Annotated in this window: 21 protein-coding genes and 3 tRNA genes; 13 read left to right on the forward strand and 11 right to left on the reverse strand. The window is 42.6% G+C overall.

From position 1 onward, the window contains the following. Nucleotides 1-132: 132 nt before the first annotated feature. From MTO98_RS20775 to MTO98_RS20790, 4 genes are all read right to left on the reverse strand, one after another. Nucleotides 133-219, reverse strand: a tRNA-Ser gene (locus MTO98_RS20775). A gap of 56 nt (nucleotides 220-275) precedes the next feature. Next, a tRNA-Ser gene (locus MTO98_RS20780) sits at nucleotides 276-365 on the reverse strand. 88 nt (nucleotides 366-453) lie between these two features. Continuing rightward, nucleotides 454-540: transfer RNA gene (locus tag MTO98_RS20785), tRNA-Ser, on the reverse strand. Nucleotides 541-623: 83 nt separating this feature from the next. Further along, nucleotides 624-2693: an HD family phosphohydrolase gene (locus MTO98_RS20790; RefSeq protein ID WP_243480905.1), complete on the reverse strand. Its 2070-nt coding sequence runs from the start codon at nucleotides 2691-2693 to the stop codon at nucleotides 624-626. Between the two features lie 114 nt (nucleotides 2694-2807). Here MTO98_RS20790 and MTO98_RS20795 point away from each other — a divergent pair, with 114 nt between their 5' ends. The 10 genes from MTO98_RS20795 (at nucleotide 2808) to MTO98_RS20840 (ending at nucleotide 12793) form a co-directional block, all read left to right on the forward strand. Next, on the forward strand, nucleotides 2808-3665 hold the full coding sequence (locus tag MTO98_RS20795) for an SPFH domain-containing protein (protein WP_243480906.1): 858 nt from the start codon (nucleotides 2808-2810) through the stop codon (nucleotides 3663-3665). An 8-nt stretch (nucleotides 3666-3673) separates the two neighbouring features. After that, nucleotides 3674-4201, forward strand: coding sequence for a hypothetical protein (locus tag MTO98_RS20800; protein WP_243480907.1), 528 nt, complete (start codon nucleotides 3674-3676; stop codon nucleotides 4199-4201). Between the two features lies 1 nt (nucleotide 4202). Then, nucleotides 4203-4379 (forward strand): Arc family DNA binding domain-containing protein, encoded by a 177-nt coding sequence (locus MTO98_RS20805; protein WP_243480908.1) that lies wholly within the window; start codon nucleotides 4203-4205, stop codon nucleotides 4377-4379. A 193-nt stretch (nucleotides 4380-4572) separates the two neighbouring features. Further along, the gene (locus MTO98_RS20810) at nucleotides 4573-5751 is read left to right on the forward strand and encodes an acetyl-CoA C-acyltransferase (RefSeq protein WP_243480909.1); all 1179 of its coding nucleotides are present in this window, start codon (nucleotides 4573-4575) and stop codon (nucleotides 5749-5751) included. Nucleotides 5752-5907: 156 nt separating this feature from the next. Continuing rightward, a complete protein-coding gene (locus MTO98_RS20815; protein ID WP_243480910.1) occupies nucleotides 5908-6834 on the forward strand; it encodes a hypothetical protein in 927 nt (308 codons plus the stop codon). Between the two features lie 128 nt (nucleotides 6835-6962). Beyond that, nucleotides 6963-8438 carry a POT family MFS transporter gene (locus MTO98_RS20820; protein ID WP_371825432.1) on the forward strand — a complete coding sequence of 492 codons (1476 nt, stop codon included), beginning with the start codon at nucleotides 6963-6965 and terminating at the stop codon, nucleotides 8436-8438. 115 nt (nucleotides 8439-8553) lie between these two features. Next, nucleotides 8554-9285: a polyprenol monophosphomannose synthase gene (locus MTO98_RS20825; protein WP_243480912.1), complete on the forward strand. Its 732-nt coding sequence runs from the start codon at nucleotides 8554-8556 to the stop codon at nucleotides 9283-9285. A gap of 181 nt (nucleotides 9286-9466) precedes the next feature. Further along, nucleotides 9467-10489, forward strand: a complete 1023-nt coding sequence (gene ruvB, locus MTO98_RS20830; protein ID WP_243480913.1) for a Holliday junction branch migration DNA helicase RuvB — start codon at nucleotides 9467-9469, stop codon at nucleotides 10487-10489. A 28-nt stretch (nucleotides 10490-10517) separates the two neighbouring features. Then, the gene (locus MTO98_RS20835; RefSeq protein WP_243480914.1) at nucleotides 10518-11717 is read left to right on the forward strand and encodes a Gfo/Idh/MocA family protein; all 1200 of its coding nucleotides are present in this window, start codon (nucleotides 10518-10520) and stop codon (nucleotides 11715-11717) included. 185 nt (nucleotides 11718-11902) lie between these two features. After that, on the forward strand, nucleotides 11903-12793 hold the full coding sequence (locus tag MTO98_RS20840) for a polysaccharide deacetylase family protein (RefSeq protein WP_243480915.1): 891 nt from the start codon (nucleotides 11903-11905) through the stop codon (nucleotides 12791-12793). A gap of 143 nt (nucleotides 12794-12936) precedes the next feature. Here the strand turns inward: MTO98_RS20840 and MTO98_RS20845 are convergent, their stop codons facing one another. Together MTO98_RS20845 and MTO98_RS20850 are read right to left on the reverse strand one after the other, a co-directional pair. Then, nucleotides 12937-13125, reverse strand: a complete 189-nt coding sequence (locus MTO98_RS20845; protein WP_243480916.1) for a hypothetical protein — start codon at nucleotides 13123-13125, stop codon at nucleotides 12937-12939. Nucleotides 13126-13133: 8 nt separating this feature from the next. Next, complete coding sequence (locus tag MTO98_RS20850; protein ID WP_243480917.1) at nucleotides 13134-13490, reverse strand: STAS/SEC14 domain-containing protein; 357 nt, start codon at nucleotides 13488-13490, stop codon at nucleotides 13134-13136. A gap of 173 nt (nucleotides 13491-13663) precedes the next feature. Here MTO98_RS20850 and queG point away from each other — a divergent pair, with 173 nt between their 5' ends. Then, on the forward strand, nucleotides 13664-14593 hold the full coding sequence (gene queG, locus MTO98_RS20855; RefSeq protein ID WP_243480918.1) for a tRNA epoxyqueuosine(34) reductase QueG: 930 nt from the start codon (nucleotides 13664-13666) through the stop codon (nucleotides 14591-14593). A gap of 251 nt (nucleotides 14594-14844) precedes the next feature. Here queG and MTO98_RS20860 read toward each other — a convergent pair whose 3' ends face one another. After that, complete coding sequence (locus tag MTO98_RS20860) at nucleotides 14845-15870, reverse strand: 3'-5' exonuclease (protein ID WP_243480919.1); 1026 nt, start codon at nucleotides 15868-15870, stop codon at nucleotides 14845-14847. Nucleotides 15871-15995: 125 nt separating this feature from the next. Here MTO98_RS20860 and MTO98_RS20865 point away from each other — a divergent pair, with 125 nt between their 5' ends. Continuing rightward, nucleotides 15996-17969, forward strand: coding sequence for a DUF3857 domain-containing protein (locus MTO98_RS20865; RefSeq protein WP_243480920.1), 1974 nt, complete (start codon nucleotides 15996-15998; stop codon nucleotides 17967-17969). Further along, the gene (locus tag MTO98_RS20870) at nucleotides 17969-19879 is read left to right on the forward strand and encodes a DUF3857 domain-containing protein (RefSeq protein ID WP_243480921.1); all 1911 of its coding nucleotides are present in this window, start codon (nucleotides 17969-17971) and stop codon (nucleotides 19877-19879) included. The genes MTO98_RS20865 and MTO98_RS20870 overlap by 1 nt, the downstream gene beginning before the upstream one ends. Here the strand turns inward: MTO98_RS20870 and MTO98_RS34310 are convergent. From MTO98_RS34310 to MTO98_RS20885, 4 genes are all read right to left on the reverse strand, one after another. Beyond that, nucleotides 19866-19994 carry a hypothetical protein gene (locus MTO98_RS34310; RefSeq protein WP_256464308.1) on the reverse strand — a complete coding sequence of 43 codons (129 nt, stop codon included), beginning with the start codon at nucleotides 19992-19994 and terminating at the stop codon, nucleotides 19866-19868. The two genes, MTO98_RS20870 and MTO98_RS34310, sit on opposite strands and share 14 nt — an antisense overlap. A gap of 91 nt (nucleotides 19995-20085) precedes the next feature. Next, nucleotides 20086-20652, reverse strand: coding sequence for a C40 family peptidase (locus tag MTO98_RS20875; protein ID WP_243480922.1), 567 nt, complete (start codon nucleotides 20650-20652; stop codon nucleotides 20086-20088). A gap of 209 nt (nucleotides 20653-20861) precedes the next feature. Further along, nucleotides 20862-23471 (reverse strand): DNA mismatch repair protein MutS, encoded by a 2610-nt coding sequence (gene mutS / locus MTO98_RS20880; protein WP_243480923.1) that lies wholly within the window; start codon nucleotides 23469-23471, stop codon nucleotides 20862-20864. A 203-nt stretch (nucleotides 23472-23674) separates the two neighbouring features. Continuing rightward, nucleotides 23675-25972 (reverse strand): hypothetical protein, encoded by a 2298-nt coding sequence (locus MTO98_RS20885; RefSeq protein WP_243480924.1) that lies wholly within the window; start codon nucleotides 25970-25972, stop codon nucleotides 23675-23677. Nucleotides 25973-26012: the final 40 nt, after the last annotated feature.

The raw sequence follows: 26012 nt of genomic DNA on the forward strand, positions 1-26012 counted from the left end.
AGGGTTAACCGCTATCAACGTATTCGCCTTAAAAGGGTGCTTGTAAGTTAGTGACGTATTAAGCATTTGACATAAAAACAAACCCCCACAATCAATGATTGCAGGGGTTTGAAAATTTATTATTAAAATCTGCGGAGAGGGAGGGATTCAAACCCCCGGTACCTGTTACAGTACACCTGATTTCGAATCAGGCACATTCGATCACTCTGACACCTCTCCTTATAAACTGAACGTTAAACAAAAAATCCTGCTGGCGCAGGATCTGTTTATCTTCTTGGCGGAGAAGGAGGGATTCGAACCCTCGGTACCGTTTCCAGTACGTCAGTTTAGCAAACTGATCCTTTCGGCCTCTCAGGCACCTCTCCATTTCGCTTTTTATTGACGTTCTGAAAATCAAAACCTCATAAAAACCGCAATCCAAAAATAAAAAAAAGCCCTTAGCTTGGGCTTTTGCGGAGAGGGAGGGATTCGAACCCTCGGTACCGTTTCCAGTACGTCAGTTTAGCAAACTGATCCTTTCGGCCTCTCAGGCACCTCTCCGTTTTACTTTTAATTTATTATCCCTTTTTCAGGGACTGCAAATATAGTAATTCAAGCATCCCGTCAAAAAAAAAAATGATTTTCTAATAATCAATCCGCACATGGTAAATACTCATCAGCATCCGCTTAAAAATAGCTTTAATGGTTTCGATATCTTTTAAAGTTATATTACTGTCTTTCAGTTGATTTTGATCGAGCTTGTATTTCACAATGCGATCTACCAGTACGCTGATCGATTCTTCATCGGGCTCCTTTAGTGAGCGCGAAGCAGCCTCAACCGAGTCCGCAAGCATCAAAACCGCTCCTTCTTTGGTGAAAGGAATGGGTCCGGGATAGCGAAAAATGTTCTCGTTAATGAATTTTTCGGGAAAATTCTTCAATGACGACTGGTAAAAATAATCCACTCGCGTGTTACCATGGTGTGTGCGGATGAAGTCAATCACAACTTCGGGCAAATTAGCCTTGCGTGCCATTTCAATCCCTCTGCTCACATGACGGATGATGATCTGGGCGCTTTCCTCATAAGGCAGCTTATCATGCGGGTTAAAGCCTGAGCTTTGGTTTTCAATAAAGAATAACGGGTTCTCCATTTTACCAATGTCATGATAAAGCGCCCCTGCCCTAACCAGCAGTGCATTGCCACCAACGGCATAAATCGCGTTTTCGGCAAGGTTAGCCACCTGTAACGAGTGCTGAAAGGTACCAGGAGCATTAAAGGCCAGTTCGCGCAGCAAAGGTGCATTGGTATTGGTGAGCTCGATGAGCGTAATTTCGGATGTGATGGCAAATACTTTTTCAAACAGGTAAATGAGGGGATAAGCCAGCAGTGTAAGCAGTACGCTAACCACGAACGGTAAAAAGTCCATCCAGTCGATATTCAGGAAATCGCCCTCGCGGATAAAAGTGATCCCCAAAAATGCAACGAAGTATGTAAAGATGATGATCACTGCCGAGATCAGGAATTGCTCGCGCCGTACCAGGTTTTTTATACTGTAAATGGATACCATGCCCGCCGTGATCTCATAATAGGCAAACTCAAAGCTGTTGGGCACAAAAAAGCCGGCTATCAGCACTACCAGCAAATGGATGTTAAGCGCCAAACGGGTATCAAACAATATGCGGATGATGATAGGTACTATACAATAAGGAATATAATACAAATTGGTTGGGAACTGCAATTTTATCGCCAGCGATAAGGTTGCAAGCATTGTAGTAATTACCAGTAATATCAAACTTACCAGCCTGTTATCGGCATAAATATCTTTACGGAAAAGGTAAAGAAAAATCATGAGCAATGATATGGCTATCGCCACAAGGAAAAACTGGCCCAGCAATACCAGGTTCCGGTTACCGTTAACACGGGCATTATCCTCAAAAGCTTTTTTAAACGACTCCAGCTTTTGAAATACATCATCATTAACTACCGAACCTTTGTAAACTATCACCTCCCCTTTTTGAACCATGCCACGCGTCACCGAAAGCCCGTCTATCACTTCCTTTTCAAGCCTTGAAGTAAGATTATTATCATAAGCAAGGTTATTTTGCAATCGGTTACTGATCAGATCAAGCAGGAAGGCTTTATCCAGATCAGTATGCTTGCTTAATATCTTATCGCAGTAAGCCTGTGCTTTTTCTTTAGTAAACAGTTCATTAGTATTTTTATCAGTAGCAACATTTTTGTCCAGGATCCTTATAGAATAATTCTCTGAACTTTGCTGGTATTTGGCGTTAGGCTTAAAAACCCCTGTCTGATAAATTTCCGTTAATAAATCGGTACCTGCAGCAATATACTTTGGCTTCAGCTTATCGTTAATACCGGCATTGTGCCATTTAATTTCCAGATCGGCTTTAAAACCTTCAATCTGTTGGTTTTGCATGCCTGCATCAAGCTGATAAATTGGCATAATGCTTTCCAATGCCGATTTTTGATCGGCCATGATTTCCTGCGGTGTTTTTAATATGGCAAAATTATAGGGCGATACCAGGTCTTTCTGGTTCCAGATCCTTCCCTTTTCGTGCTCGTAGCTAAACTTTGCCTGTTTAGGCAAAAAGTAAACAATAAGCACGATACTTATCAGCATCATCAAAAACTTAACATTACGGGCGTATTTGCGCAGTAAAGCCTTTTGGCGCGAAGTGGATAGTTTTGCCATTTAAGTGATTAACCTGCCAAAAATAATATAAGTTTCTGTTATATGCAGTTTTTCTTGTTTTTGTAAAAATAAATTTGATATCTTTATGATATCATTTTAAAATCAAACTAAATCATGAATCCTGAAAAAACTATCAACCCGCCGTCCGGCTTTGCCGTGTTTGTTCTGGCCATTGTTTTAATAATTGTAGCTGTTTTCTGCTTTGGCTACGGCCTGGAGGTTATTGGCTTCATATTAACTCCAATCAGCATCATATTTTTACTTCCGGGTATCATCATCGTTAATCCTAACGAATCAAAAGTGCTTACCCTTTTCGGTAAGTACGTAGGAACTGTAAAAACAGACGGTTTTTTCTGGGTAAACCCTTTCACTGTTAAGAAGAAAGTATCATTAAAAGCATTTAACCTTAACGGGCAGCAATTAAAAGTGAACGACAGCATTGGTAACCCTATTGAAATTGCGGCCGTTATTGTATGGCAGATCAAGGATACTGCCGCTGCCGTATTTGCGGTTGAAAATTATATTCAATACGTAAACATCCAGAGCGAAGCAGCAGTAAGGCATTTGGCAAACTCATTTCCTTATGATAACCTGGAAGATGAAACCGCAGCTATTACCCTGCGCGGCGGTGCCGAACAGGTAAGCACCATGTTGGAGAAAGAACTGAACGAAAGACTTGACCGTGCCGGCATTGAAGTACTGGAAGCCCGTATCTCGCATTTGGCCTACGCACCCGAAATTGCACATTCCATGCTGCAGGTACAGCAGGCATCAGCCATTATAGCTGCGCGTAAACTTATTGTTGAGGGCGCGGTTGGCATGGTTGAAATGGCGCTGAACAAACTCTCAGAAAAAAACATAGTAGAACTTGACGAGGAAAAGAAAGCAGCTATGGTGAGCAACCTGCTGGTAGTATTATGCGGTGACAAGGCCGTTAACCCAGTTGTTAACACAGGTACATTATACCATTAATATTTATTATGGATCAGTTCAGAAGTTTTGACCAATTGCGTGTAACCGAGCTACCCGTACTAAGGCATGGCTTTTGGCGGCCATGGTATGAACTTACCGACGGGCAGTTCAGCTATGGAAAGCTTACTTACACAGGTGCTTTAAAACGCAGATGCACTATTGAAGTTGCCGGCGTTATCTGGATGATAAAACGCAGAAATTGGACAAGCCGAAAACTTATTATTGAGCAGCCCGACGGTATGGAAATGGGCTTAATAACTCCAGAGGTTTGGAGCCGTAAGGTTACACTGCATTTAAACAATGGGCTTACGGCTACTTTTTATAATAAAAAAATATTTTCACGCACCTGCACCTGGGTAAATGAGCATCTGGGCGATATCCTGAATGTAGAAACCAAGGTATGGAGCCGAAAACAACCTTTTATTGTAAAAATCGATCCGGACATGATCAAAAAAGTACCAGAATTACCATTATTGGCGTTACTGGGCATAAATTTAGTTTTGTTAAAACAGGCCGAAGCAGCGGCCGCAAGTTGATATGGCCGAAAAAAAAGCATTTGTATTACGCATTAACCCCGATATGCTGAAAGAGATTGAGAGCTGGGCTGCCGAAGAATTCAGGAGCACCAACGGCCAGATCGAGTACCTCATGCAACAGGCCCTGCTTGCGCGTAAAAAGGGGGCTAAGAAGAAAAAGGAAGATAGTGATCAGTGATTGGAGGTTAGAGGTTAGGACAACAGGCAAATTCGATAAATTCTTAATTCGTTTAATTCTAACTTCGATTACGCAAAACCAACTAATCTCTAACCTCCAACCTCTAATCCCCCTTAATTAATTTATTATGCATGCATAGTATTTTCTTTCATTCAAATCACTAAATTTGCCCACCAATTTTAATGAGGGACACATGAAAGAAGTAGTAATAGTAGCCGCCACACGCACGCCTATAGGTAGTTTTGGAGGAAGCTTAGCCGCCATAAGCGCTACGCAATTGGGTGCGGCGGTTATCAAATCGGCAGTTGAAAAAGCAGGTTTACGGGCCGACCAGGTTCAGGAAGTTTATATGGGCAACGTAATGTCGGCCAATATTGGGCAGGCACCGGCAACCCAGGCGGCTATATTTGCTGGGCTCCCCTATCTGCCCGCCACAACCGTTAATAAAGTTTGTGCATCGGGCATGAAGGCCATTATGCTGGCGGCCCAAAGCATAGCGATAGGGCAAAATGATATCGTAGTTGCCGGCGGTATGGAAAGCATGAGCAATGTGCCTTATTATCTTGATAAAGCCCGCAATGGCTACCGTTTAGGCAACGGGCAAATTATTGACGGCCTGGTAAAAGATGGCCTATGGGATGTTTACAACGATTATCACATGGGCTCCGCAGCCGAACTTTGCGCTACCGACTGCAATATCAGCCGTGAAGAGCAGGACGCCTACGCTATATTATCATATCAACGCGCCCAAAAGGCACAGGCAGATGGTAAATTTAAAGATGAAATAACGCCTGTTGGCCTCAAAGATAAAAAAGGCGATATCACTATGTTTGCCGAAGACGAGGAGCCGCAAACAGTAAAGTTTGAAAAGATCCCTTCGCTTAAACCCGTATTTAAAAAAGATGGTACAGTTACAGCAGCTAATGCATCAACCTTAAATGATGGCGCTGCGGCAGTAGTGCTTATGAGCCGCCAAAAGGCTGACGAGCTGGGCATAAGGCCGCTGGCCAAAGTTGTATCTTATGCCGATGCCCAGCAGGCTCCCGAATGGTTTACTACAGCACCATCAAAAGCTATTCCGCTTGCACTGCACAGGGCTGGCTTACAAAACTCAGATATCGACTTTTTTGAGATCAATGAAGCTTTCTCTGTAGTATCAATAGCCAACAACCAGCTTTTAAACCTCGACCCGGAAAAAGTGAACGTTAATGGCGGCGCTGTTTCACTGGGCCATCCCCTTGGTGCCTCGGGTGCACGAATCATTGTAACGCTCCTGCACGTATTAAAGCAAAACAACGGTAAATACGGCGCGGCCGGCATTTGCAATGGCGGTGGCGGTGCCAGTGCAATGGTTATTGAAAATTTACGTTAATATTGTGCGCAGAGGTGTCATCCTAAGCCTGTCGAAGGACGTGGGCATACACCCAGCCCGCTATGCTTCGACGAGGCCTGCATGACCCGTTTTAAATTTGTAGCGGCAGGCGCGATGACACGATGTAACAATACGCTCATCTAATTAAATAAAATAGTGACAAAAAAAGCTCTTCTGACCATCTTTTCCATATTACTTTGCCTTCAAACTTTTGCGCAATATTATGACGAAGGTACACGACTTAAAAAGCTCAACGAGTTCCAGGATAGCCTTAACCATCTGGGCAAAAAGATTGTAAATGATGAAAATGATATGGAGCGCAAAAACGCCAACTATCAGTTTATTAAAACACTGGTACAGGCGCTAAAGATCAACAACTCGTTCCTGTTCCCCTTTGATTCGGTTAAGAGTATCAGCATTATCAACTCGCCTGATAATCGCTTCCGCATTCTGAGCTGGCATGTAACAAACCTTGATGGCAGTTATCGCTTTTACGGTACGGTACAAATAAATACGGGAGGTGCACTCAAAATGTACCCGCTGGAGGATTACTCACCATTGTTAAAAAATCCGGAAGATTCCGTAACCGACAGTCATAAATGGTATGGCGCTCAATATTATAAGATATTACCGGTTTACGGCCCCAAACCTTACTATGTACTATTAGGATGGAAAGGCAATACGGTAAAATCAACAAAAAAGGTAATTGATGTAATTTCATTTAACAATAGCATACCACAATTCGGTATGCCGGTATTTAATGGTAACGGAAAAACCCGCAATCGTGTGATATTTGAATACGCCCGGCAGGTATCTATGCTATTAAGATTTGTGCCGGAGAAAAACATTATTGTGTTTGACCACCTTGCAGCTCCCGACGGCCGGAGCAAAGATAAACCTGAAACTTATGGCCCCGACCTGAGTTACGATGGCTACCAATTAAAAGATGGCCGCTGGACCTATGTAGATGACCTTGATATGCGCAACATTGCCGATGCCACCAGTTCAGGCACTGATAATGAATATGTTGACCCCAAAAAACAGGCAGCAAAAGACCGCGCTCTTTTACCTTCAAGGCACTAAGAATAAAACCACTGAACTAAGCAAAAAACCAAAACATTTATTATATAACTTGTAACACTTTCGGTATTAAATTTCGAATTAATAGAAATATAGTACTTTAGCAAAAACTATTGACGATAATGCAAGAAATCTCTGCAACCACCACAAAAAAATCAAGATTCCCCAGAAGTGTCCCCTATATTATTGGGAATGAGGCTGCCGAACGTTTTAGCTTTTATGGCATGCGTTCAATACTTACCCTTTTTTTGGTGAAACAATTCTTTAACCCTACAGGTAGTGCCGCGCTGGCCCAACAGGCTGATGCCCACGCTAATAAGCTAAATCATTTATTTGTTATGGTGGCCTACGCTTTGCCATTTGTAGGCGGAATGGTGGCCGACTGGTTTACCGGCAAGTATAAACTCATTCTTTATATTTCTATAGTATATTGCTTTGGCCACCTGTTGCTGGCAATGTTTGATACAAGCCTCAATGGTTTTGAGATAGGTATGCTGGTTGTAGCTATAGGCGCTGGCGGTATCAAATCATGTGTTTCGGCCAACGTAGGCGACCAGTTTGATGCCAGCAACCAGGATCTGCTTTCAAAGGTTTACGGCTGGTTTTATTTCAGCATCAATGCCGGCTCTATGCTGTCAACAGTGGCTATCCCTATTGTTTATAAATATTTTGGCCCTAAATGGGCTTTTGGTATTCCCGGAATATTAATGGGTTTAGCAACCGTGATATTTTTTATGGGCCGCAAAAAATATGTAAAGGTGCCTCCTCAAGGTGTAAACCGCAATAACCTGGTGTTTATTACCTGGTATGCGCTTACCCATTTAAGTAAAAAGAAACCTGGCCAGTCATTACTTGATATTGCTAAAGAAAGCTATGATCCGGAACGTGTAGAAGGCGTTAAAGCTGTATACCGTGTAATTTCTGTATTCTTTTTTGCCCTGGCATTTTGGGCCGTTTGGGACCAGTGCCTTTCAGAATGGACGCTTTATGCAGCAAAAATGGACCGGAACATTAACCTTGGTTTTACTTCATTCCAGATAGAACCTGGTTCAATGTCTACATTTAATACTATTTTCCTTTTGTTATTCATACCACTTTTCAATTATGTGATTTATCCGTTTTTTGATAAGATCGGATTAAAGACAACACCTTTGCGCAGACTTGGTGTAGGTTTGATTTTGACGGCGTTATCTTTTGTAGTTATCGGTTTTACACACGTAAGCATTGATCATGGCGGCGCACCTTCAATGTGGTGGCAAGTGCTGGCCTTTTTAATATTATCAGCTGCAGAGGTATTAGTATCAATTACCGGTTTAGAATATGCTTATACGCATTCTCCAAAATCAATGAAAAGCACCATGTCGGGCATTTGGTTCCTGGTGGTTTCATTCGGAAACCTGATCACAGCTCTTGTTAACGGGCTCATTGAAGACGGCGGCTGGTGGGCCAAAAATCTTAAGGGTGCCAATTACGAATGGTTTTTCGTGGCTTTTATTGCTGTGTTCATCATCATATTCCTGATTGTTTCGCCACGCCTTAAAGAAAGAAACTATATTACAGATCCCTATGTAGAAAACGAGGTTATTGCCGACACTAATAACCTATAAGATATCAGCCCGAAATTACAGGATCGCGCAAGCTTTCCTGTTTTTTTGTTTGATGCCCTTTAAATTGATTATTTTCGCACCTTAAATATTTAGCTCATTTTCAAAATACTATTCAGTGCCCGATAGCATAGTAATCATACCAACCTATAATGAGAAGGAAAACATCGAGCGGATGATCCGCAAGGTATTTTCGTTGCCTCACGATTTTCATGTCCTGATTATTGACGATGGATCACCTGATGGTACGCCGCAGATAGTAAAAAGCTTGCAGGCCGAATACGATGGCAGTCTTTTTATGGAGGAACGTGCAGGAAAGCAAGGGTTAGGTACCGCCTATATACATGGTTTTAAGTGGTGCATAGCCCGCCATTACGACTATATTTTTGAGATGGATGCCGATTTTTCGCACAATCCGGATGATCTGTTAAAACTACGACAAGCCTGCATTGACGGAGCAGACGCAGCCGTAGGCTCGCGTTACGTAACGGGGGTAAACGTAGTAAACTGGCCTATGAGCAGGGTATTAATGAGTTACTTTGCTTCGGTTTATGTACGTTTTATAACCGGCATGAAGGTGCAGGATGCTACGGCCGGTTTTATGTGCTACAAGCGTAAAGTGCTTGAAACCGTGAGGCTGGATAAAATTAAGTTTGTTGGTTACGCCTTCCAGATAGAAATGAAATACACCACCCTTAAACATGGCTTTAAGCTGGTAGAAGTCCCCATTATATTTACCGATCGTACGGCTGGCAGCTCTAAAATGTCTACCCGCATTTTCCGCGAAGCATTTTTAGGCGTGATCCAGATGAAGATCAACAGCATTTTCAGAAAATACCCGGAGGGATGATTTTTTGAGGCGAAAGGATAAAGGTAAAAGGCGAAAGGTAGAAGCATTTCGCCTTTTTACTTAATCAAACACAAGTAAACCTTTCACCTTTATCCTTTTGCCTTTAACCTTATTAAAAGAAACAAACCTTTTACCTTTAACCTTTCAACTTTAGCCTAAAAAATTACTAATTTCGTTGGCAATGAATGAGCATCTTGATCCTGAACGCGAACGTCTCAGTCCTGCCGAACGTGATATTGAAAAAGTATTGCGCCCCCAGCAGTTTGAGGACTTTACCGGTCAGCATAAAATATTAGCCAATTTAAGGATCTTTGTACAAGCCGCACGGCAACGTGGCGAGGCGCTTGACCATGTGCTGCTGCACGGCCCTCCGGGCTTGGGTAAAACCACCCTATCGCACATCATAGCCAACGAAATGGGCGTAGGCATCAAGATCACTTCCGGCCCTGTTTTAGACAAACCCGGTGATTTGGCAGGCTTACTTACCAACCTTGAAACAGGCGACATCCTTTTTATTGATGAGATCCACCGCTTAAGTCCGCTGGTTGAAGAATACCTGTACTCGGCCATGGAGGATTTTAAGATAGATATTATGCTGGAGAGCGGCCCAAATGCCCGCTCGGTTCAAATTTCGCTTAATCCGTTTACATTAGTAGGTGCTACTACCCGCTCAGGCCTGCTTACTGCACCGTTGAGGGCCAGGTTCGGTATCAACTCGCGATTGGAATATTACGATGCCAAGCTGCTTACCACCATTGTATTACGCTCTTCATCGATATTAAAAACGCCTATTACCGATGAAGGTGCTTACGAAATTGCCCGCCGTAGCCGTGGTACCCCCCGCATTGCCAATGCTTTGCTGCGCCGTACCCGCGATTTTGCCCAGATCAAAGGCAATGGCAAAATTGATACTGAGATTGCTCAATATGCACTTAACGCTTTAAATGTAGACAGCCACGGTCTTGATGAAATGGATAACAAGATCCTGCTTACCATTATCGATAAATTTAAAGGCGGCCCCGTGGGCTTAAAAACTGTTGCAACGGCGGTTGGTGAAGATGAAGGAACGATTGAAGAAGTTTACGAACCGTTTTTAATACAGGAAGGTTTTATAATGCGCACCGCACGCGGGCGCGAAGTTACCGAAGCTGCCTATAAACATTTGGGAAAGATAAAGCTGGGAGGAAATCCGTCGTTATTTTGATATAAACTTACATACATCGCCACCAATTATGAATGCCAAACTAAAACTACTACTAACAACAACCGCGCTTATTTTAGGCGGTGCAACTATCACATTGGCGCAAACAACGCCATCACCTGTCAGCAGCCCTGCACCGGGTACTTCTGTTACGTCGCCTGCCGATTCTGTTAATAAAATAAAAAAAGATACTGTACCGGCAGTACACAAACCTGTCCCAACCTTAAAAGTGGGCATCATGGGTTTAAATCATGATCATATTCACTTGATATTAAGCGAATATCGCAAAGGCAATGTGAACATTGTAGGTATTGCAGAGCCTAACAAAAAACTTTGGGAAAAATTTGGCAAAGCATATAACCTGCCCGACTCCCTGTTTTTTGACGATCTGAAAAAAATGTGCACCGCCCGCAAGCCAGCTATTGTGTTAGGTTATAACGAGGTTGGCAAACACGTGGATATTGTAGAAACCTGTGCACCCCTCGGTATCTCTGTAATGGTTGAAAAGCCATTGGCCGCAACCCTTGAGCAGGCAAAACGCATGGAGTTTTTGGCGCTTAAATACTATGTAAAAGTGCTTACTAACTATGAAACCACATGGTACCCATCCTTTCAGGACGCTTACAACACCGTTAAATTGGATAGTGTAGGCATAATCCGCAAAATGGTGGTACATGACGGACACCAGGGGCCGCGCGAAATTGGCTGCAGTGAGGATTTTCTGAGCTGGCTTACCGATCCCGTTTTAAATGGCGCGGGAGCACTTAATGACTTTGGCTGCTATGGTGCCGATTTAATGACCTGGTTAATGAAAGGGCAGCGTCCGATAGCTGTAACCGCTATTGCGAGGCATTACAAACCAAATGTATATCCAAAAGTTGAAGACGACGCTACAATACTTGTTGAATATGCCAACGCTACCGGGCAAATAGAAGCCTCATGGAACTGGCCGTTCAGCATAAAAGATATGGAGATATTTGGCGCTAAGGGTTATATCCATGCCTTTGATAAGGATAGTGTGCAGGTAAAAGTTAATGATCATGTAAGAGGATATAAAGCGTCGCCGCTTATTTCGCCTGCCGATGCACCGGTAGCTTATTTTACAGCCGCTTTACAAAATCCACTTAAACACCCTGATGACCGCTCCTCGTTAAAATATAATATGATAGTGATGCAAATACTGGATGCAGCCAAACGATCAATAAAAGAAGGTAAACGCATCGTGCTGTAAGCCGTAATCAACGCTATAAATCATAAAAACCTGCAATGTTTTTCTGGCAGAAAAATATTGCAGGTTTTTTTATTGTGCGTACTTAGCTACTCTAAATCATTAAATTTATTTACAATAAAAGATAGGCATGTTATATAATTATTAATTTAGCCGCCGTTAATTAAGCAATAAAACCAATCTATAATATGATAAAACAAACATTAGCCATGTTGGCCATTTGTGCATTCGGCGCTGTTTCATGCCAGTCAAAGCCTTCAGATAAATCAACGGCCACGGTTCCCGCCGCAACTACTCCGGCTACTGCTAATGCTGCCACACAAGGTGACGCTGCTGCTATTTTAGCCCGCAAACAGGTGCCTGTGCTTTGCTATCACCAAATCCGCGACTGGAAACCAACGGATTCAAAAAATGCTAAAGATTACATAGTTCAGATTGCTGCCTTTAAAGAACACATCAAAATGCTGGCCGACAGCGGGTATCACACCATATTGCCCGATCAGCTTTATGCTTACCTTACCAAAGGCGCACCGCTGCCTAAAAAGCCTATCATGCTTACTTTTGATGATACCGATCTTGATCAATTCACGATTGCCAATCCTACCCTTAAAAAATATGGTTTCAAGGCAGTTTATTTCGTGATGACCGTATCCTTAGGCCGCCCGCATTATATGACCAAAGAGCAGGTAAAACAACTCTCTGACGAAGGTAACGTAATTGCCAGCCACACATGGGACCACCACCGTGTTGACCGTTATTCACATACCTCAACCCTGAAGATCATTGGTAAAAACGGTAAGATAACCAACCGTCCGGTTGATGACTGGGTTACCCAAATTGAAAAACCAACCAAAACTTTAGAAGAGATCACCGGCAAAAAAATGGATTACTTTGCTTATCCGTTTGGTATCTGGAACAAAGCAGCCTTACCTGAGCTTAGAAAACGCGGTTTCAAAATGGCTTTTCAATTAGCTGATAAGCGTGATCAAACTGATCCGCTGATGACTGTACGCCGTATTTTAGATAGTGGCTACTGGAGCGCTAAAACTTTAAGTAACAGTATCCGGAATAGCTTTTAACCCCCGGCTCCCTAAAGGGGGAGTTTCGGAAAATATTAAACAAAAAATGCCTTACTCTTTAGTAAGGCATTTTTTGTTTATCGCTATATGAAGATAGGCAATATGCCAATCAAAAACTCCCCCTTTAGGGGTTGGGGGGCGAACTACAGGTTTTCACCTGCCGGGCCCTGACCTTTGTTTGATGACGGCATTTTGCTGATATCCATTTCGCCGGGCTTTAAATGAGCTATCTCGGCTATTACAGTATCATCACCGGTATTTTCGCCTAACTCATCATTGTGCAGGTCCGAATCATCATTGTTCATAGCTGCTGCTTCGTCTATTGTTTCCATAATGATATTTATTTAATTCCTGTTACCCATTTTACGGCTTCATCTAATTCCTCCAGCTTATAACCGGCAAACTTACCGGGCAAAATATATTTAAACAGGTGGCTGAACTCACGAACGCCATCCTGATCGGTCACAACAGCAACCTTGTTCCACCGGGTAAAATATTTAAGGCCCAGCCTGATATTACCGCACCAGGCACCCGCTGTAAAATTTTTTATATTGGTTTCCAGCACCAATAAAAAGTTGATTCGTCCGGTTTGCTCAACGTGTTGCTCAAGCAATGGTCGTAAAGCCTTCTCGTAATCACCAATGGTAACGTGGCCCACGGCATGCATCCCTAACACATGCGCAGGCAAGTATCTCATATGCTCAAGCATGCTATAAATTCGTATTTTTTAATCAGATACAAAAACTGCACCAATAGTACGGTTATAGCAAAAGGGAGTAAACAATAATAACATGCATATTACGATGATAAAGGTGGTCGGTCATCACCTGCCTAACATCTATCAATTTCAATTATGTTATCTTTGCACAAATGCAGCAAAACAAGGCTACATACAGTCAACTCATTAAAAGCGAGGCGCAAAAGCTCGGCTTTTTGTTTTGCGGTATAGCTAAAGCTGATTTTTTGGAAGATGAAGCTCCACGCCTTGAATCCTGGCTCAAAAAAAACATGCACGGCGAAATGGCGTACATGGAGAACCATTTCGACAAACGCCTTGACCCAAGGCTATTGGTTGACGGGGCAAAATCGGTTGTCTCGCTGGGTATAAATTATTATACAGATCAGCAACAGGGCGATCCGTTATCGCCAAAAATTTCCAAATATGCCTACGGTATCGATTACCATACAGTAATTAAAGATAAGCTCAGGCAATTACTGCAAATCATCAATGACAAAATAGGCGAAGTAGGTGGCCGTGCATTTGTTGATTCGGCCCCGGTGCTTGATAAAGCATGGGCCCGTAAAGCAGGCATGGGCTGGATAGGCAAAAACAGCAACCTGCTTAACAAAAAAGCTGGCTCATTCTTTTTCCTTGCCGAACTGATCATTGACCTTGAGCTGGAATATGATATAGCCCCCACAGCTGATCATTGCGGTACCTGCACCAACTGCATAGATGCCTGCCCTACCGATGCCATTGTTGGCCCTTATGTGGTTGATGGCAGCCGCTGCATATCCTATTTAACCATAGAGCTTAAAAACGAGATCCCACCGGAGTTTAAGGGTAAAATGGATAACTGGATGTTTGGCTGTGATGTTTGCCAGGATGTTTGCCCATGGAACCGTTTTTCTGTTTTGAACACTGAACCCGCTTTCACACCTCATCCAGACCTGCTGCATCTGAAAAAAGATGACTGGCAGGATATTACCCAGGATATTTTTCAAAAGGTATTTAAAAACTCGGCAGTTAAACGCACGAAATTTAGCGGATTGAAACGAAATATCGATTTTTTAGGTTAAAGGTTAAAGGTTAAAGGTTAAAGGTTAAAGGTTAAAGGTTAAAGTGGAACGAATCTATACTTATCGGGTTTCAGAATAATATCCACAAAAAAGCCCTTGCAAATTCACAAAGGCTTCATTCAAAAAATCCTATAAATGTCTTAATTAAAACAAATCGAGTTTAGACATATGCGGGCATGCGACCGTGAGGACACGGCCGCCGGGGAAAAGTTCATGGTAATCTTCAAATCCTCAAAATCAAGGTTCAGGGATCAACCCTTTTTAAACTTTAAAGCTAACTGGGCCAGCATATCATCGTTAACGGGCTTTGCCGGTTCATCATTCTTTTTATAAGGCTTGTTTTGATGATGCTGATTTTTGGTATGATCGGGTTTGGTGTATTCCTTTTTCTGATACTCAGGTTTAGGAGCAGCAGGTTGTTGATCTGCCGGTTTTGGCTGCGCGGCTCTGTTGGCCTGGCGTTCTGCAGTTTTTTTAGTATTCCAACGCGTGTAAATTTCTTCGAGCTTACGTTTGGTATATAATGGAAAATCGCCCTGCATCATCCATGAATAATAGCTTGGTTCGGAGTTAAATACTTCCTCCACACGCTTGCCTTTATGCTTGCCAAAGTTTATTAATTCTTCGCCTTGCTCATTGTAAACCATACGACCTGCAAAATCAACCGGTTTACTCAAGTTGGTAAATGCATGTAAAGCCTCAACATCACCAACAACAGGGACTGTTTTGTTACCTTTTTTATCCTCCCACTCCACGTTTTCATAACGTTCAATCTGCGCCAATAAAACCTCCATAGTGGCACGGGTATCCGCTTCGGCCGAGTGTGCATTTTCAATCACCTTATTACAGTAAAACTGGTAAGCAGCCTTTAAAGTACGCTGTTCCATTTGGTGAAAAATGTTCTGCACATCAACAAAATGGCGCTCATCTAAACTAAATGAAACCCCGGCGCGTAAAAACTCTTCCATTAGCATCGGGATATCAAATTTATTTGAGTTGTAACCCGCAAGGTCACTATCGGCAATAAAATCGGCAATGTCCTGGCCAAGCTCTTTAAACTGCTTTTCGTTTACTATATGCTCATCATAAATACCGTGCACCAGCGACGATTCGAGCGGGATAGGAATGCCCGGGTGAACACGCCATGTTTTAACTTCCTCGCTGCCATCAGGGTTAAGTTTAATGACAGATATTTCAACTATACGGTCGGCACCGATATTGGTACCTGTTGTTTCAAGATCAAAGAAAGCCAGGGGGCGTTTTAAATTTAATTTCATTTGTCAGTGTTCAGAGATGCAAAGGTTGCAAATGTCCTAAAATTAATCAGCAGAATAAATTTTTTAATTTATTTAATATACCAATTTATTATTTAATTTGATTACCCCTAATTATCACAATTTGTATGAACAAAATTTTTCTTATTCTTTTGATTTTTATTGGCTTATCACATTTAGCTAATGCACAGGATTTTGAATCCGGAATCACTGATCAGGAGATTGAAATGGCCAAATACGATAAAGATCCCCAGGCCAACGCTGTGTTTCTGAATGAATTTGGCAATACCAGGATCGATGAGGTGAGCGATCATATCAGGCTTATTCATACATATCATGCCAAAATAAAGATCTTCACCAAGGAAGGGCTTACCCAGGGCACCATCGAGATCCCGATACATAACGGCGATAATAGTTCTGAAGAGGTTAACGATGTTACCGGGTTCACTTATTATAAAGACGACAACGGCATTATTCAAAAAGCCGAACTTGATCCTAAAAAAGTATTTACTGTTAAGGACTATAAGTATGGCAGTACCGTAAAATTTGCATTACCGGCACTGCGCCCCGGTTGTGTCATCGAGTTTAAATATGAACTTATTTCACCCTATTGGGACCATTTCAGAGGATGGACATTTCAGGACGATATCCCTAAAGTTTACTCGCAGTATGAAGTACATATCCCCGGCTTCTGGACTTTTAATGCCTCATTGCGCGGGGTACTGAAACTAACCAAAAACAATTCGGAAGTTGAACGCGAATGTTTCTCATCAGGAGGCTCGAAAGCTGATTGCTCACATATCACTTACGGCATGAAAGACATTCCGGCGTTTGTTGACGAGGATTATATGACCGCCCGTAAAAACTTTTTATCTGCCATTTATTTCGAACTTGTTGAGGTTACCAATCCGTATACCAGCGTACGAACGGTGGTAACCAAAGAATGGAGCGATGTTGACCGCCAGTTAAAAATAGCTGATGAATTTGGCGTGCAACTAAAACGCACCAGCCTGCTCAAAGAACGCATAGCACCGGTAATTGCGGGTAAAACAGATGATCTGGAAAAGGCAAAGTATTTATACGCATGGGTAAAAAGCCAGGTAAAATGGAACGATTATATCGGCATTTACAGCAGCGATGGCGTAAAAAAAGCACTGGATACACATACCGGAAGTGTTGCCGATATTAACCTAACGCTTATTACGGCGCTTAATGCCGCTGGTCTTAACGCCGAGGCTGTATTACTTTCAACCCGCGACCACGGGATGGTAAACACTCTTTACCCTGTGCTCACCGACTTTAATTATGTAATTGCCAGGTTAACCATAGGCGATAAAACCTATTTGCTTGACGCAACCGATCCGCTGCTTTCATTTGGCCTGCTTCCTCTTAAATGTATAAACGATAAAGGCAGGGTGATCAGCCTTAATAAACCATCATACTGGATAGAATTAAGTACCCAGCAAAAGGCAGCCACCACCCGCATGTTTGACCTCACGTTGCTTGATAACGGTAAACTCAAAGGCACGATAGTCAATTACTATAAGGGTTATGATGCTTATGAAAAGCGTAAAGCCATTAAAAAATTCAATACAGTTGATGAATATGTGGAGGATTTTGACGAGAAGCAGCCTAAGTTAAAAGTACTTAAATCAGATATAACGAACCTCGACAGTCTTGAAAACCCGTTAAGGGAAACTTTTGATGTGGAGATAGAGGCTTTTGATAACACTAATCATGATAAGCTTGCTTTTAACCCCTACTTTTGGGAAAAACGCACTACCAATCCCTTCAAACTCGCTGAACGCGATTTTCCTGTAGACTGGGCCTTCGCATCTGACAAAAGGTTGGTTTTGGTAATGCACCTGCCCGCGCAATACATCGTTGAAACTCCGCCGCAGGCAGTTGCTTATTCGCTGCCTAATAAAGGTGGTATGTTTGCCACCACTTTTGAAAGCCAGGACAATAACACTTTCACTTTTTCAAATATTATGCAGTTCAATAAATCGGTTTACGATTCGGCCGAGTATCCTTACCTAAAGGAATTATTTAACAAGATCATCCTTACAGAAAAAGGTGATATGATCTTCAAGAAAAAATAATGAAAGCATTTTTAACTACACTATTTATACTTTCGGCAATAGGCTGTGTAAAAGCACAGGAGAATTATGATGTATCGCTTATTCCGAAAGAACTATTACCCTACGCAAGTTCAGTTGTACGCAACGAGGAAGTTACCGTTGAGGTTAAAGACTTTGACAATACCCTTTGCCATGTAAAAAAAGCCATAACCGTTTTTAACAAAAATGGCGACGACGATGTTGATATAGCTATATGGCATGATAAAAGCCGCAGTATCAGGGATATAAAAGGCGTGATTTATAACCAGTGGGGTAAGCCTGCGGGCAAGTTTTCGGAAAGTGATTTTGATGATGACAGTAACCACGACGGGTTTTCGCTTTTTACCGATCTGAAGATCAAACACTATCAACCCAAAGTAGCCGAATACCCTTATACCATCAGCTTTGAATATGATATCCGTTCAAAGCAATCACTTGATCTTGATAACTGGCACCCCATCAGTTCTGATGGTGTAGCGGTTGAAAAAAGCTCTTATACACTGATCTGCAAACCCGACTTCAAGATTAAATACAAGCAAACCAACCTGCCCATTAATGTGGTTACCGGCACCAACAAGCAGGGGCAACAAACATACACCTGGCAAATCAGCAATTTGAAGGCTTTAAAATATGAACCATATAGCCCCGTTTACAGGGCTATAATGCCCAGCCTGAAAATAGTACCTGAAAAGTTCATGTATCGTGGAATAAGCGGTTCGTTCACCAATTGGAAAGAACTTGGCCAGTGGCAATATGACAAGCTTAACGCCGGTCGCCAGCAACTACCGCCGCAAACCGTGGCAAAAATGAAAGAACTTACCGCATCCATAACCGATCCCAAAGCTAAAGCCCGGAAAATTTATGAATACATGCAGGGCAAAACGCACTATATCAGTATACAGGTAGGGATTGGCGGCTTACAGCCCTTTTTTGCATCTGACGTCGACCTGCAAAATTATGGCGATTGCAAAGCGCTGGTTAATTATACACAAGCCTTATTAAAGGCCGTTGATATTGAATCATACTACTGTGTTGTACAGGCCGGAAACTCAAAAGTAAGCCTCCTGCCTGATTTTGCAAGTTTAGACCAGGGCAATCACGTTATCTTGTGCCTGCCCTTTAAAAACGATACAACCTTTGTAGAGTGTACAAGCCAAAACATACCTTTTGGCTTTCTGGGCGATTTTACCGATGACCGTACGGTGTTAGCCTGTACACCCCAGGGAGGTAAATTGATGCATACGCCCAAATACACAACCCAGGCCAATCTTGAGCAGCGCAAAGCCACGTTCACATTAAGTGAAAATGGCGGCCTTTCGGGTACAATGGTCACTAATTTTAAGGGGGCAGATTATGAAGAGCGCGACCACGTGATATATGAGTCGAAAACGGAACAGATCAAAGACCTGAAAAAGATATACCCCATAAACAACCTTGAAATTGAAAGCGCGGATCTTAAACAATTTAAGGTTGAACAGCCCTACACTTCAGAAACCTTAAAAATTGCAGCTACGGATTATGGGGCGATAACTGATGGGAAAATTATATTTCTGGCCAATCCGGCCAACCGTATAACCTCGCCTTTGCGCGAGGTGCGTAACAGGCGCAATGATGTTTATATTAACCGGGGGTATACCGATGAAGACGAAATAACTTACACCCTGCCGACAGGTTACAAGGTTGATATGCGTCCCAAAAAAGTAAGTATCGAAAAACCCTTCGGAAAGTTTGAATCAAGCACAACGGTAAACGGTGATAAGCTCATTTATAACCGAAAATTACAGATTGTTGATGGCACCTACAGCAAGGATACTTACCAGGCACTTGTTGATTTTTACCAGTCGGTAGCCGATGCTGATAATGACAACGTTACGCTGATTAAAGGTAACTAAATATCACAATACCGAGGATGATGCCAAGCACCATGATCACGTAAAGCATGATTTCGGTGCCGGCAAAACGTTTATATTTAGTCCAGAATGAGTAATCTCCTTTTTTATCGGCCATGATGGGGCAAAAATATCGAAAATTGAGGCACCGATACTCGCGTAATTTGTAAAAGTTCTTTTAAAATTCCTGCTGATGGAACTGGTGCAATTTAATTCATGCCGGTAGGTACGTTTTCAATAGAGCCGGCCCTTGAAAAGTATTTGTACAATGATGGATCCCGCAGTTTAACGATGATCACTCCACGGCGTGAACTGGCATGTACTACATATCCATTTTGCAGGTAAACACCTACATGGCTAAACTGCTTGCCGTCAAAATCAAAAAATACCAGGTCGCCTTCCTTCAGGTCTTCCTCATATTTACGTTTAATAACGGTAATTTGCTTACTGGTCATGCGTGGGATAGTGATACCGTAAACCTGTTGTTCCAGCAAAAAAGTTAAACCGGAGCAGTCAACACCATCTTTATCAAGCCCTCCAAATTTGTACGGCGTCCCCATCCATTGGTCAATAAAGGCATAAAGACGTCCGTTTTGGATATCTCCTCGGCCCACACCCATAATTTCGGAGTATTTTGAAGCGATATCCGGCGAAGGGTTAACCACTTCACCCGGCTGGCCGCGCATAGCGGCCTTGCGCGAATGACATGAGCTTAATATAAATGGGGAAAGGAAAAATATAAACAAATAAAAACTACGGCGCAGGTATATGCTCATGAAGTAAAATTAACTTTAAACTTTATTGCAATGATACAGATGTTTTTAACATATCAACATGGGGTGGATGTGCAGGTGTGCGGATTTTAGATGTACAGATGCTGAAAAGCCAAACTTACGAAGTTTTAAAAACTTCGTAAGTTTCAGAGCGGAAGATCAGGATTCAATGATATGTACATTTGCACATCTGAAATCTGCACATCTAACAATTAACTCTTCACCACCCTTTGGATCTCATCCAGTTTCATGAGTGCTTCAACCGGGGTTAAGGTATTTACATCAAGGTTATTCAGCGTATCGCGAATTTTTACCAGAACAGGGTCATCTATCGAAAACATCTGCATCTGTACAGCTTGTTTTTGTACCTTACGGATACTCTCTTTAATATGTTCGCCGCCGGTGCGTTCGTTTTCCAATTTTTTTAAGATCTCGTTTGCACGCGTAAGCACTTTTGAAGGCATCCCGGCCAGTTTGGCCACATGGATCCCGAAGCTGTGCTCACTGCCGCCCGGCACCAGTTTACGTAAAAAGATAATCTGTTGCCCTACCTCCTTAACCGATACATTAAAGTTTTTAACCCGGTTAAACGAATTGCTGAGCTCATTGAGCTCATGGTAATGCGTAGCGAACAGCGTTTTAGCCCTTGCAGTCGGGTGGTTATGCAGGTATTCGGCAATTGACCAGGCGATGGAGATACCATCATAAGTTGATGTGCCGCGACCGATCTCATCCAGCAGGATCAGGCTCCTGTCACTCAGGTTATTCAGGATGCTCGCTGTTTCGTTCATCTCTACCATAAAGGTTGATTCGCCGGACGAAAGGTTATCCGAAGCCCCTACCCTGGTAAAGATCTTATCTACAAGGCCAATCGTGGCTGCTTTAGCGGGCACAAAGCAGCCCATTTGAGCCATTAACACAATCAAACCGGTTTGCCTTAACAGGGCCGATTTACCTGCCATGTTGGGGCCTGTAATAATGATGATCTGCTGGGTTTCAGCATCAAGGTATACACTGTTGGTGATATATTCCTCGCCTATGGGCAGGTTTTTCTCAATAACCGGATGGCGGCCACCTTTTATGTCAAGCGCCTTACTCTCGTTTATCTCCGGCTTTACGTAATAGTTTTTGATGGAAATGGTTGCAAAATTGAGAAGCACATCCAAACGGGCTATCAGCTGGGCGTTTAACTGAATAGGCTTTATATATTCTGCAAGTGAATACAGCAGGTCGTTATATAGTTGCGTTTCAAGCGCCAGGATCTTTTCTTCGGCACCTAAAATCTGCTCTTCATACTCCTTTAGTTCAGGCGTAATATAACGCTCTGCGTTAACCAGCGTTTGCTTGCGGATCCACTCGGTTGGCACTTTATCGCGATGGCTGTGTGTAACCTCCAGGTAATAACCAAACACGTTGTTGAATGATACTTTAAGCGATGGGATACCGGTCAATTCGGCCTCACGCTTTTGGATCTCGAGCAGATAACCTTTACCGCCAAAAGCTATCTTACGCAAACGGTCAAGCTCATCGTTGATCCCCTCGTTCATCACCGAACCTTTTACCAGCATTACCGGCGGCTCGGGGTTCAATTCGCGTTCTATCTTTTCACATATCAGTGCGCATGGGTTCAGTTGCTCGCCGATAGCGCGCAACGGCGCGCTTTGCGATGACTCGGCAATCCGTTTAATTTGCGATATGGCCGTGAGGGCTTTCCTTAATTGGCAAACCTCACGCGGGTTGGCTTTTTGTAAACCTATTTTTGAAATGAGCCTTTCCAGATCGCCTATCTGGCGCAGGTACTGCAGCAATTCTTCTCTTAACTCTTCGTTTTCTATTAAATATTCAACCACGCCCAAGCGGTCGTTAATAGCCTTGATCTGCTTTAGCGGCATCACAATCCAGCGGCGCAGCAAACGTGCACCCATGGGCGAGCAGGTATGGTCAAGCACATCAACCAGGGTAAGCGCGTTTTCATTGGCCGAACCTACCAGTTCAAGGTTACGGATGCTGAACCTGTCGAGCCAAAGGTAGCGGTCTTCCTCTATCCTGCTGATGGCCGAAATATGGCCCAGGTTGCGATGTTCCGTTTCATTCAAATAATGAATAGCGACGCCGGCAGCAATGATGCCTAAGTTCAGTTTATCTATGCCGAAGCCTTTAAGCGACTTAACACCAAAGTGTTTGAGCAATGTTTCGTTGGCGTAATCACCACTGTAAGGCCATTCATCAAGGGCATAGGTATAAAAGCGGTCGCCGTAGGTGTCTTTAAAATCACGGGTGCGGCTTTTAGGGTAGATAACCTCACTGGGCGAAAAACTTTGCAGCAGCTTGTCAATATAATCGCTGTTGCCCTGCGCAGTCATGAATTCGCCGGTTGAAATATCAATAAGCGCTATGCCGATACTATTTTTTTCAAAATGCAGCGAAGCAAGGTAGTTATTGCTCTTTTGATGCAGGATATTATCATTGGTAGCCACACCGGGGGTAACCAGTTCGGTTACGCCACGCTTAACAATGGTTTTGGTAGTTTTTGGATCTTCCAGCTGATCGCATATCGCCACGCGCTGCCCCGCCCTCACCAGTTTAGGGAGATAAGTATCCAGCGAATGGTGCGGAAAACCGGCAAGCTCAATATGTGTTGCAGCGCCGTTTGCCCGGCGGGTTAGTACGATGCCTAAAATACCGGCAGCCTTAACGGCGTCTTCGCCAAATGTTTCATAAAAATCGCCCACCCTAAACAGCAGCAAAGCACCAGGGTACTTTACTTTGATAGCATTGTATTGCTGCATTAAGGGGGTTTCTTTGGTTGTATCTTTAGCCAAGCGGTTACTCCTTCTGTTAATCGGGTAAAGTTAATGCATTGGCAGGTGTTTTAAGGCATTGTTGAAAAGTTGGATAAGTGTGGATAGATCTGGATATTGATGATAAATATCTATAGCCCTATGTTACAAAAACGCTTTTTTAAAACAAAAAAGCAGTACTTATGCTCATGGTAAGTACTGCTTTAAAGTTGTTTCACCCGGCGTTAAATTATTGAAAAGTTAACCACCTCCGGGGTATCGCCATCCGGATCAATTGTAATTGTGAAAACCTGGCTCATCTCCGATAAAATATTCAGATCGCGGGCGTAAAGCATTAAAAAATTCCCGATAGTCCTTAAACTAAACGACTGGCTAAAAACGCCGGATATTTTTTTATAAGCATTATTAAAGCTTGTGTATTGACTATGTTGCTGTACGGCATTATTGAGATTTTGAATACCCAAAATAAAATCCTTTAAATCAGATTGCAGCGAGGGGTTGGAACGAATAACACCTGCATAGGTATCGCCGAAAATCCAGTTACCAGGGTCGGCTTCGAACTGGGCGAGATGATCAGGGTTGCCCATATTTCTTACAACCTCTTCGGCAGCTGCGGCAAAATCACCGGGGTCGGTATCAGGATCAAAATCATTTAAATAACCAAGCCAAAGCCCTCCATAGGTTTGCTGCCGGGCTGCAGGATCGCGCCTAAGCTGATAATCAGAAATATAGGTCATGGAAGCCCCCATTGCCATAGCAAGATATTTAAGGTTCAATCCGCTCCAGCCGATACTACTTATTGTTTGCATAAGCAGCTTAAAAGCAGCCGGGGAAAAAAGCAACTTATGTTCTGTTAATACTTTCTTGTCTTTAACGTTAACCTTAGGAAGGTATTTGGTAACAACGGCTGTTACGTCGGCTACTTTAATTGCCCCCCATAAAACCGCAAGATCAATCAAATCCCTGAAACCGTCTTCATCCAACCTTGTGTTTTCTGATATCTGGTTTATGAGCATGCTGATGTCAAACTCGTCAATTGCGGGGATAGCCTGTTTGGAATAGCCCGCCATATCTGCTGTAATTAAACCCTTCCATGACCCGGCAGGTTTGCCCAGTCCCCATTTGTAGCCCAGTACCCTCTCCATTGAGATCTGCTGCGCTGTATTACCCAAATTAGTTCTTACTACGTCCTTTAAATCAGTATAGTCCTTCCCTAAAAGATTAAAATCAAATAGCTGCAAACCAAATCCCCAGCTTTTGCTAACCGTGATCTTTTTTTCGTTTAAATACGAATTCACCACGGCACCTGCCACTTTGCTATCCCGCAAATCATCCAGCAAACCGGTGAGCTTAAATTTCAGCAGATCTTTGTGATAATTATTATTTGCAATCAGTTCTTTTGTTGGAAGTTTAACCGACAATATTTCGTTTTCTTCGGTCAGCCTTTTATACTGATAGCTAAAACTAAGATCTAAACTGGCGTTGGCAATTGCTTTTATTTTATCCGGGATTATGGTTTTAATAGCTGCTATCTTAGCAATTAATGTATTTATTGAATCCGGAACCTTATCCAGCTTAAAATAAATCAATAACCTTTTTACCATTTCCTCCTGGTCGGCATCAGCAACACCACCTTTTATTTTTTGAAGGGCAGTATCGATTTCGTTGGCTGTATGACCAAATACCGATTCTATAATTTTTTCATATAACTCTTCAAGCTGATTTTCAAGTTCGCTGCTGTTTGTCAATCCAATTTGGATAGCAGCACCGGCACTTACTCCTGTAGAGGTTGCTTTGCCTTTTTTAAATATGACAAGGCATTCCTTATTTGGAAGTTTCTTTATGAAATAGCGAAAATCATCTTTGACAGAGAAGTTGACCGTGGCCATTAAACTTGGCGTGAGGCTAAGATCAAGCGTAACAGGAACAGGTAAAATCCCGGCAAGTAAGCTTAACGATGATGAAAAAATATCCGACCAGCTGATTTTAATGGAACTTGAAAGACTCCCTGTTACCAGGAAAGCAAGCGCATCATCCTCATCAAGATCCTCTATATCTGCCGGATCAAAAATGGTATGATAATGAATAATATCCTGCAAAAAGGCTGCATTGACGATATCAGTATTGGCGTGTTTTTTATAGAAAACAGATTTTGCATTACCCTCTGAAGTTAAAGCCAGGTCAAACCCAGCACTTGCAATAGGTAAATTTGCATCTAACTTAGCGGTTATTGCATTGGTATATTTCAAATAAGCCTCTGATTCGGAATTAAATATAATGGGGGCATCTTTTACCCCTACAAATTCATCCTCGTCTTTATCATCCTCATCGTTAAATAGCTTGACGCTAACACCGGCCCCTGCGCCAATGGTAAAAGTTACACCTTGAATATTAACAGATTCTGCACCATCGGTTTTCAGCGCAATGGGAGTTTCATCAGCCATAAGGTCTTTATCTTTTAAAACCTTAGTGGTGAGCAGCAATTCGCGCAAGGGCAAAAGAACATTCGATAAATCAATCATATACAATGAGTTAGTATTACAATGCAATTTAACATTGTAT

This window comes from Mucilaginibacter sp. SMC90 (assembly GCF_022811725.1).
In the GTDB taxonomy this organism is placed as follows: Bacteria; Bacteroidota; Bacteroidia; order Sphingobacteriales; family Sphingobacteriaceae; genus Mucilaginibacter.